A 9377-nucleotide genomic window follows, 5' to 3' on the forward strand; every position below is an offset into this window, starting at 1 on the left:
ACTCTAAAACGCTATTGTGGCATAAGCCGTCACTTTGTGGCTTCTCGCGCCTGATTCGAGTTGAATAGGGCGGTGGTTTTGTGCCCCTCCAGCACATACCCTCTTGTGGGGCCAAGGCCCTGCTCGTCGTACCAGAGTGGCTGGCTCACTTCGGAGGCTACGGTGAGCGAGTCAGTCGGACATGTTGGTGAACGTGTGCCACCCGCGTTCCCTCCTCCACACTGGCGAGTGCCCGAACCGAGGGTAACAATAAGGGAACGGGTCTGTTTTGTTTACTCAATCGATGGCGGAACACTCTCTTGACCCGGACGAATTAGAGGTGGAAGCAGAGTTCTATTTTATACAGGACGGCGGTAACCGGTCTCCCAGTTCTGCTCAACTACAACTCACGGACGTAATGACCAGACGCGGATATGACATACTACATCAAGGTCAACGGGTCTGGGAATATATGCTCCTAAATCCTCAGCCCTCACCGAGATTGTGGTGGAGGTTGAAGCATAAAGTCGGGTTAGCGAATGAGGCAGACAAGACGGCTGAACAAGCGATTGAGGCGCTGAAAGAGACGCGCCATAACCATCCGTATCGCATCAAATTCAGATTCATCCCGACCTCGTGGGAAAACGGCGATGAAGGGTATGTCGTGGAGGTTGAATGTATCCCTGCTCTTCGAGATAAATTAGACCGACTGAGTGGGGATTTCGGGGACGCAAACCCCAAGAGTGCAGTAAGGACCTGCAAGAGTGAACTACGAGATATTGCTACAGAAGTCGGATTTAGTATCCTCCGAGAACCGTTCACTCGTGCTGAAAACCACGAACCGGCGTTAGAACAGCATCTCCGTAAGCAGCTTCAGGAATACAAATATGGCTCTTACGTAACTCAGTTCGCCGATGACGCAGACGAAGCCCTCCGGTATTCCCTCATTCGGCCAGCGATTTGCGCCTACGTCCACGGTATAGAGTGGGCCATCATCTGCTACATTGCAGAGATGGAGAACCGCGATTTGATGGAAGAAGAAGGTTATGGACGGGGAAAAGGGTTCAAAGGGTTGATTGAAGAAATCGAAGAAACGGGGAAAGTCAAGCAAACCACTTCTGAAGCGTTGCGACAGATGAATACTGAGCGTGTTTGGATGGCTCACCACAAGGAGGGTGAAGTATCTGAGATCGAGGTAAGACGCGTCAAGCAACGCTTCTCTATTCTGCTCGAAGAACTATTCCTCTGAATCTAAAGCCACATATCTGGGTGTTCAGTGGCCCCTATCAGTCACACAGGCTGGAGAAATCTAATCGGGTGTTCTGCTCTTCAGCACCCTAATACTCGTCGGCAGGAGTGACTTCCATACCGCACAGTTCGTGTTCGTAAACAGTTCGCTTGTCTCCTCTGTCTTCACGGACAACTTCAGAGGTCTCGTGAACTTCGCTCGCTTCTACCCATTTGGTACATTCTTCGCACCAGAACTCACCAGACATAGGTGTATGATATCACCCAACTGTTTTCAAGCCTTGGTGATTCTGCTTCTCAGTAAGATTCGACTTGTTCACCGCGTCTCATTTCTATTAGTATATCCTGACGATTGAACGCCGTTCCGAGCGAGGTCCCTACGTCAGTATACGATTGGCTTCTCTAAGTTCGAATTGGAGCGTTTGAGCCCTGTATCTCAATTTTATATATCCGGGATATTTAGAAGAAGTATGGGACGAGAAGAGGATATTCTCGGGGCTATCGACGAACTAGACGGGTTCGATTTTCAGAAGCTTGCCCGCCGTCTTCTCAAGCGAGAGTTATTTCCGAACTTAAATCCACTTCCGGATCAGGACGACCTCGGTCAAGACGCCCAAACAGAAGAGCTGCCGGTCACAGACCTTCCGTCTGTGGATGGGGAAGATATCACGTTCGCCATCTCAAAGACAAATACGAGGTCGAAACTGACGGGAGATTGTGACCGGTGTCGTGAGGTGGGTCACGACATCGAGACATTCATTTTCGTCACGTTTGGGGAAGTCACGAACGCCCGCCAGCAGGAATGGAAGCAGCACGTTCAAGACGAGTACGGGTGGGAACTCGTCATCTACGAGCGAACATGGTTTGCGGACGTGGTAACGCAACCTGAGCACGAGAAACTGAGTGAGGAAGTACTAGGGATTCCCCCGCTGAACGGTGATTACTATGCGGATATTGTCGAGGCGTTCAAGCGTGAAACCGAGAAAACCTTGAAGGGGGTATCGACGACAATCCCTCTTCTTGACCAACATCTATCTCGATCGGAAGTTTCAGAGATTCATACCAAGCTTACTGCGGGCGATGGAGTGTTGGTGACCGGAGAGGGTGGCGTCGGGAAATCAGGTGTGCTTGCTCAGCTCGTAGAGCAGTGGACTGACAACCCGGTATTGTTCATCGATGCTCGACGCTTTTCGGAATGCTCGACGGCTACCGAGCTCAGGCACGCGTTTGATTTCAACGGACCTCTCTCGGATGCTGTCGCCCGTGTTGGCCGGCACAATAACTGTTTGGTGATTGTAGATCAGCTCGACAACATAGGGGGGACCCCTGCGGCCAACATCTTCACTGATTTCCTCACAGCGGTAAGTGATGTTGATGGTGTCTATCCTGCCGCTGCCTGCCGCAGTTGGGATCTGGAAAACCAGCGAGTCTTTGATTCGCTTACCGACGAAGACAGGTTCACGACGGTCACGGTCTCCGAACTGTCACGGCCGCAGGTCCGTGACACTCTTTCAGACCTCGGTATCACCGACTACAGCGATGAAATCCTAACGCTTGGTCAGAATCTGTTGAATCTCTCAATCATCGCTGAACTAAAAACACGAACTGAGCCATCACAGATCGACTTCACCGCCATAAGGGCACAAGTGGAGCTGTGGGACCAGTATCAGGAAACCCTGGTCGAACGAGAAACGCAAGGCGGTGAATGGGATGAACGGTCCGGAGACGAGGTCCGGGCACGGGCAATCGAACTTGCACAGACGGGTCTTCGAGACGGGTCTCGCGTATTTCCGATCAGCCTCCGGCGGGAACGACCGGATAAGCGTCTTATCAGCCGAGATGTTATTGTCAGAGAAGTTGGGGAACGATACCGATTCCGACACGAGGAACTTCAGGACTACTTCTACGCCTGGAACGCAGTGAACCGGCTAGGGTGGACTACCCCCCAGGAGGTGTTAGGGGAAATTGACGAACGTGTCGCAGCAGGGGTTTTCCGTTGGGTGATACGAATTCTGCTCAAACGAGATGGCGTATCGGCGAAGGAATTTCTTGATGCGGCGTTGTCCGATGACAACCTCGGCTATTATGCGGCCACTCGAATCATCGATGAAATCACGACATGGGAGCCGGCGGACGTTGAGGACGATGTTGTAGACGTTGCACTCTCGCAGATTGATTCAAACGAACAGTATTGCGAATATTTCTATACGAATCTCGAATCAGCAGCTTGGGTGGAGACCCTCTATGAGCGAGGACGGTTTGATGACCCCTGCGGACCGGTGATGGCGTATCTAAAACAAGTCGCGACCGAAGTCCCGGACTTGACCGTTGATATCATCCAGAGTACAGGCACGGATCAAGATCGCTTCCAAGCGGCCTTTGTAAAAGCAGCGGAGGAACTTCCGACGGAGCAGGCAACACAGTGTGTGGAGGTCTTCACCGACTGGCTTCCGGCGGCTGACGCTGAGGTAGGTCCTTATACCGTTCATTACCACAATTTCATCGAAAAACTGGTTGCAGAGAATGCCATAGACAGCGCCCTTTCAATGCTGTCTGGATTTACCGACCCGCAGCCACCTGACCCGGAAATCATCCAGAGGGAGCTCGCTAATGGGGAGACCTGGAACCATCGAATGCAGACCGAAGCGACTGCGGTCGCGCGTGTTCATACTATTGAAAAGGCGATTGAAACGGTTGTGGCCGATCTCCCAGAAGAATACACGGAGGACGTCATTCACCTCTTAGAGTCCAATCTTCGCAAGGCTATCCGACTGGAAGCGCAGGAAATGGATGCGGACCCGGGTGAACTGCCGTGGCCACGGTACGCAGGTGGATCTGACCTGCACAATTCAAAACTCAAGGAAGTTCTTCTCGACGAACTTCGGAGCTTCCTTGAAGAATGGATTGCTACAGAGCCGTCCGCCGCAGATCGTCGCGCCCTGTTGGATCGATATCTGAACGATTTTAGACTCTTCCGGCGGCTCGGCCTCTACCTTCTGAGTCAGAATGCCGCTGCGTTCCCTGATATGGTCCGAGAAGAACTCCTCGCAGAGGAGAATTATGACGACTATTCGATTAAACAGGAATTCTTCCAGTTGCTCCAAGACGGGTACCAGGTTTTATCCACTGTGGAGCAAGACCGGGTCCTCGACATCATCGATGAGGGCCCAGACCGAGCAGAATTGGTTGAAAAAGCAGAAGCACGGGAAGAGCGATTCCCTGAGCGCGACATTGACGATGTCGTAGATGAGGAAATTGACCTATGGCAGTTACGCCGATTATGGATGATACGTGACCATCTTTCGGGCGATCAAGTTGACCGTGTTGAACAGCTCGTTGAAACATATGGTGAACCAGACCATCTCGAGGGTAATCGCTCTGCGAGGATGAGCGCAGTCTCGTTCGAAGGCCCGATGGATTCTGAAGAACTCCGTGATCTGGACGCTGATGAGATATTCGAACTATGCGTTAACTGGGACCCGGATGAGGCCGATGGGGACACGGATTTCCTCACCGAGATTTCACCACGCGGCCTCGCAGAAGATATCAAGGAATTGATTGCAGAATCGCCTAGCAAATTCACACCCTACCTGAATATCCTTTTCGACGCAGATTCCATCTACATCGCCTACGGACTTGATGGCTTCCGCGACGCGCTTGACGCCGACCGTGAATTCGAATGGGGGCCGGTTCTCGACCTGTGTCAGGAGACAACGACGCGCGACGATGCTCAGGCCTCATCAAGTCGTAAACATGCGTGCCGGTTACTGTCAGAGGGGCTATCCCAGGAAAAGACTACCCTGTTAGAGCATCAGAATGGGATTCGTGACTGTCTACTAACTCTTGCTAACGATTCTGACCCAGAACTCGAAGACGAGGACCGCGGGTATCTTGGCCACGACCGTCCACTACAGGTTGCAATAAATGCGGTCCGGCCTATCGCCGTTGACACCCTCATCACATATGCAGTGGAACGCGCAAAAGCTGCGGGATTTGACGGGTACGACAAAGAACAAGAATCCGGCATTGAATCCGGCGTCCGAACATGTCTCATCAGAAAAATGGACGATCCGAGTACAGCGGTCCATTGCGTCTTCGGGAAGCGGCTTCGGAATCTGTTATGGGTTGATCGGGAACTGGTTGAGAATAATCTTGAGACCCTCTTTCCGATGGAAGATGATTCGGAGGCCCGTGACCGCTTCAGTGCTGCTTGGGCGGCATATCTTAGTGTCTCTCCTTGGGTGGACGAACTTTATCACGACCTGAAGGATCAGTATTTCCATTCGATTGAGTTACACGGCACAGAGGATCGGTTCACCGGGAACACCGAAGGGAACAGGTTCGTCGGCCACGCCCTCTGCTCGTATATTCACACAGACGAATCGTTGACGTCGTCTGACAGTTTGTTGCCCTACTTCTACGAGAACACAAGCCCCGATACGGCTGGGAGTGCAGCGTGGCAGTTGTGGCGGTGGGCAGACCAAGAACCGGAGTTCCGTGAACGGTGGCCAGATATCCGGGCACTGTGGGAATGGCGCTTAGACGAATCGAGTGATAACTATGAGGCTCATTCGAAGGAATTTGGGTGGTTCGTAGAATGGCTTGATCTGATCCCCGAGGAGGTTGAACCGACGACGATTAAATCGATGTTACAGCGCACGACTCCGATTCTTGTATACAATCGACGTGGGTGGAAGACGTTGGAGACCTATTTGGCGAGATGGGCGGACAACAACCCTCATTGCTGTATCGAAATTTACGGTAAACTTCTCCGTCAGCCCCAGATTCCTGATTACATGGAGTTTGAGGATGAGGCAATGACCATATTGGAAACTGCGCTTCAAGCCGGAGGGGATACCCGCGACCTCGCGCTTGAAGTAACTGAAATGGTGGCAGAGCATGATCAAACATTCCTTAGCCTACTACGGGAATATAGTGTTGACTGAATATCACTATTGGAGTTTCCTGTGCAGTGATAATCAATCGGCGTCTGACGAAGCCCAGTCAGCATCGAGTATATCTCCAAATACCTGCTTAGTTGCTGGTGGTTCGGTCGGAATCCGAAAGTCGCGCGGGTCGTCCTCGATGGCAACCACGCGCGACCGATAGATGTCACATTTCTCCGGTGGGTCGCCTTTCCAGTAGATGTCGGCGAGGTTGTGCCGAACGACGCCTGCGTGCTTTCGTTGATGGTCCCAGCCACCAGTGGGGTACGTCGACCACATGTGATACGGGCCTTCCAGCGCGTCGAACACCCGTGGCGTCGGGTCGTACGCCAGCCACCACTCGTGGTCGGCGACGAGCTCGAAGTAGATGGCGACCCCGCCCGCCGTCCGCTGGAGGGCATCGAGCCACGCCGACGGGTCGATAGCTTCGTGGGTGTCGCGGCCGTCGAGCACGTCGACGACGGGCGTGCCGTCGACAACACGTCGGGGCCACGAGAGGCGGGTGTCGGTCATGCCTCGCCCTCCAGGCCGAGTTCGTCGTCGAGGAGGTCACGAACGAACTGCGAACGGTTGTCCGTCTCGTCGTCGATAGCGTTGATTTGATCAGGTCGTAACTGGAACTCGGTGGGTATCTTCCGCATACCTGCATGCACGCATGCAGGCACCCTAGAACTTCGCAGACGCTTACAGCGCTGTAAGAGATACCGCGGTGAGTCAATACCTCTTACAGCGTCGTAAGAGGTTTCACACAACCGACCGTCATCCCGTTGGTCGGTTGTGTGAAACAAGAGGGCCGGGCGCATAGCTAATTGTGTAAGAGAACATAATTGCAACGCATACAGCACAACATCAGCTATTACTAGGAGGCGGCTTCGACCGCGTCACGACACCGCTCCCGCCGATATCTCTTACGGCCAGTCGCCCGATACCGCTTACGACGCTGTAAGAGGTTTGCCGACTCATCGCGAGACCTCCTTCAACAACCGCCGAGTCTCGTCCGTTGCCGTCGACCGAACCGACTCCATGTGGTACTCGAAGTCGCCGCCCTCGATGTGGGTGTAGTTCTCGTCGTTGGTTCGTTCCTCGCCACCCGAGAGCTTCGCCATCGCCTTCATCAGCCGATAGACTTCGTTCCAGGCGAGGTCTTCGCCGAAGTGCTGTTCGAGGCGGTACTTGATCTGGGAGGGCTGGTTCTTCGCGTTCACGCGGGCTTTCGTCTCCATCATCGTCGTGCCGTTGACGTCCCACGCCAGCTCGTCCCAGTGGAGGTACACCTCGACCGCTCGGCGCTTGGAGGTAGACAGCAGGTCCTCGCGCTCCTGCTGCGTCATGTTGGTGTATTTCTCCAGCGTAGTTGTGCCGTCGAGACTGCCGTCACTCTCGACAGCGCGCTGGAGTTCATTCACCATCTGGACGAGGTCCTGCTTCTGCTGGCGTTCCTCGGCGAGTTCGCGACGTGTTTCGTCGAGGTCGTTACGAAGCGACGCAACGGCGTCCTCCAAGGCGTCGATGCGGTCTTCGGTGTCGTCGCAGTCTTCGACAGGCTCCTCGCTGTCGCGGTCGTCTGCGACCGCGTCGCCGTCGCCGTTTTCCTGTTCTGGCGTGTAGCTCAGGACTGCGGCTTCGTGATCGGAGAGATCTTCGTTGGCGCTCATCGGCCGTCACCTCGCCGGAATTTCGAGTTGCGTTTGGGGTCGGCCTTCCCGGGGATGTTCTGAGGGATATCGACGAGCTTCCCGGTTTCGAGGGCGTACTCGACACACCGCAGCGCGGCGTTCTCGCTGTTGAACGCCGTGTGGTCCGACACCTGTAGCGCGCCCAGGAGCTTCGTCCGCCCGACGGGCTTGTACCAGTCGTACTCGTCCCACAGCACGTCGAAGTCGACGTCTTCGGGCCCCCAGCCGTCACGGGCGCCCTCGTCGTGCTCGTGACGCTCTCGCACCGTCTCGTCGGGTGTTTCGTCGAGTTCCTCTCGAACGGACTCTCTGAAAGCCTCGTTTTCGCCCTCGGCCAGCTGCTGGCCGTCCTCGAGGCGACCGTCGAGGGCGACTTGGGCGAGATCGAGCGCGCCCTCACGAACCATGTTCTTGGCTTCGGTCCGGAGGCGCTGGAGTTCGGGCTCGTCGAAGAGTTCCTCTCGCGGCTGGCCGTCGTCGTTGTCGGCACCGGTGCCGCCCATCGAGTCGCTGGCGTCGGTGCTCATGCGGCCTCACCTCCTTGAAGTAGCGCGTTACACTGGCCGACGAGCGTGGTTCGTTTGATGTCGGCCTTGGATTCGTTCTCGATGAGCGCTTTGAGGTGCTCGTCCGTTGCTGGTGCGAGCAGGCCGTGCCAGGAGACGATTTTCCCGGCGTCGTCGAGTGCAGCGACGGCGGCTTCTATCTCGTCTGTGTCGTATCGGACGGAGAACTTCCGGCCGTCGTCGCGAAGGCGCTCTTTCGAAGTCCAGACGTTCGACTGGACGTTTTGCTTGCCGTCTGGTTCGGGAGCGACCCGATGGGCGACCTCGGCAACCACCCACTCCGTGACGCTGTCGGGCTCGGTCACCGTCGCTCACCTCCGTCGGTCGCGACCGCTGCCTTAGCGTCGGCCTGGGCGGCCTCCAGTTCGCGCTGGCGGCGATTCAGTGTGGCGACGACCTCGCCTCTCGGTTCGTTGCGGTCGGTCTCTACATCGAGATACGCCCGCACGAGGGCAACGGATTCGAGGCCGCGAATTCGGGCCTCGGGGTCGTTGATGTGATACAGGATGCGGGCGGGGTCCTCGCCGAATCGGTCCGCGTACTCAGGGTACGTCGGGTGGTCGCAGTCGGAGGCAGCGGGCTTCCCTGTCATGGCCGACACACCCCCTCATCGAGGGCCGGGCACTGCTGGTCGTCGAGTAAGTCCTCGATAGGTTGGCCGCACCACTCACAACAGTATGTCGGCGTTATGGTAGGTCGGCTCTCAGCGGCCATGTGAGCCACCCCCATAACCTCGGGTAACTGGCCGTATAACTCCCTGAGTAACCTTTTTAGTCAGTATGGGGGGGACGGAGGGATTTGAACCCCGATCTACTGATATCTCCGGTGTAGCGCCTCGGTCCTCCAGAGGGTCGTCAACGCGGAGCGATGATCAGTCGTCCGCTCGGTATATCAGTCTGGAGTCTCGTCACCGGGCGCGTGGCCTCTGGAGTCAGCCGCCATGCCTGGCTTGGCCACGTCCC

At 55.5% G+C, this 9377-nt stretch carries 8 protein-coding genes; 2 read left to right on the plus strand and 6 right to left on the minus strand.

Translation table 11 applies throughout. From position 1 onward, the window contains the following. The first annotated feature begins 319 nt into the window (after positions 1-319). Entirely contained in the window at positions 320-1228 is a 909-nt protein-coding gene (locus GJ631_RS10810; RefSeq protein ID WP_156709175.1) for a hypothetical protein, read from the plus strand. Between the two features lie 469 nt (positions 1229-1697). Next, positions 1698-6173, plus strand: a complete 4476-nt coding sequence (locus GJ631_RS10815; RefSeq protein ID WP_156709176.1) for a hypothetical protein — start codon at positions 1698-1700, stop codon at positions 6171-6173. A 33-nt stretch (positions 6174-6206) separates the two neighbouring features. Here the strand turns inward: GJ631_RS10815 and GJ631_RS10820 are convergent, their stop codons facing one another. The 6 genes from GJ631_RS10820 to GJ631_RS10840 all read right to left on the minus strand — a co-directional run bounded on the left by GJ631_RS10820 (position 6207) and on the right by GJ631_RS10840 (position 9007). Beyond that, a complete protein-coding gene (locus GJ631_RS10820) occupies positions 6207-6686 on the minus strand; it encodes a hypothetical protein (protein ID WP_156709177.1) in 480 nt (159 codons plus the stop codon). Beyond that, complete coding sequence (locus GJ631_RS19250) at positions 6683-6814, minus strand: hypothetical protein (protein ID WP_255453942.1); 132 nt, start codon at positions 6812-6814, stop codon at positions 6683-6685. Before GJ631_RS19250 ends, GJ631_RS10820 begins: the two co-directional genes overlap by 4 nt. Before the next feature lie 318 nt (positions 6815-7132). After that, positions 7133-7828, minus strand: coding sequence for a hypothetical protein (locus tag GJ631_RS10825; RefSeq protein ID WP_156709178.1), 696 nt, complete (start codon positions 7826-7828; stop codon positions 7133-7135). After that, complete coding sequence (locus tag GJ631_RS10830) at positions 7825-8376, minus strand: hypothetical protein (protein ID WP_156709179.1); 552 nt, start codon at positions 8374-8376, stop codon at positions 7825-7827. Before GJ631_RS10830 ends, GJ631_RS10825 begins: the two co-directional genes overlap by 4 nt. Further along, on the minus strand, positions 8373-8720 hold the full coding sequence (locus GJ631_RS10835; protein WP_156709180.1) for a hypothetical protein: 348 nt from the start codon (positions 8718-8720) through the stop codon (positions 8373-8375). Before GJ631_RS10835 ends, GJ631_RS10830 begins: the two co-directional genes overlap by 4 nt. Next, positions 8717-9007: a hypothetical protein gene (locus GJ631_RS10840; RefSeq protein WP_156709181.1), complete on the minus strand. Its 291-nt coding sequence runs from the start codon at positions 9005-9007 to the stop codon at positions 8717-8719. Before GJ631_RS10840 ends, GJ631_RS10835 begins: the two co-directional genes overlap by 4 nt. Positions 9008-9377 lie beyond the last annotated feature (370 nt).

Origin of the sequence: Natronomonas sp. CBA1123 (genome assembly GCF_009741925.1) — an archaeon.
In the GTDB taxonomy this organism is placed as follows: Archaea; Halobacteriota; Halobacteria; order Halobacteriales; family Haloarculaceae; genus Natronomonas.

Bases quoted from the DNA above. Each gene is read 5' to 3' on its own strand.
- GJ631_RS19250 (WP_255453942.1), bottom strand. From the start codon at position 6,814: ATGCGGAAGATACCCACCGAGTTCCAGTTACGACCTGATCAAATCAAC.
- GJ631_RS10840 (WP_156709181.1), bottom strand. From the start codon at position 9,007: ATGACAGGGAAGCCCGCTGCCTCCGACTGCGACCACCCGACGTACCCT.
- GJ631_RS10825 (WP_156709178.1), bottom strand. From the start codon at position 7,828: ATGAGCGCCAACGAAGATCTCTCCGATCACGAAGCCGCAGTCCTGAGC.
- GJ631_RS10815 (WP_156709176.1), top strand. From the start codon at position 1,698: ATGGGACGAGAAGAGGATATTCTCGGGGCTATCGACGAACTAGACGGG.
- GJ631_RS10830 (WP_156709179.1), bottom strand. From the start codon at position 8,376: ATGAGCACCGACGCCAGCGACTCGATGGGCGGCACCGGTGCCGACAAC.
- GJ631_RS10820 (WP_156709177.1), bottom strand. From the start codon at position 6,686: ATGACCGACACCCGCCTCTCGTGGCCCCGACGTGTTGTCGACGGCACG.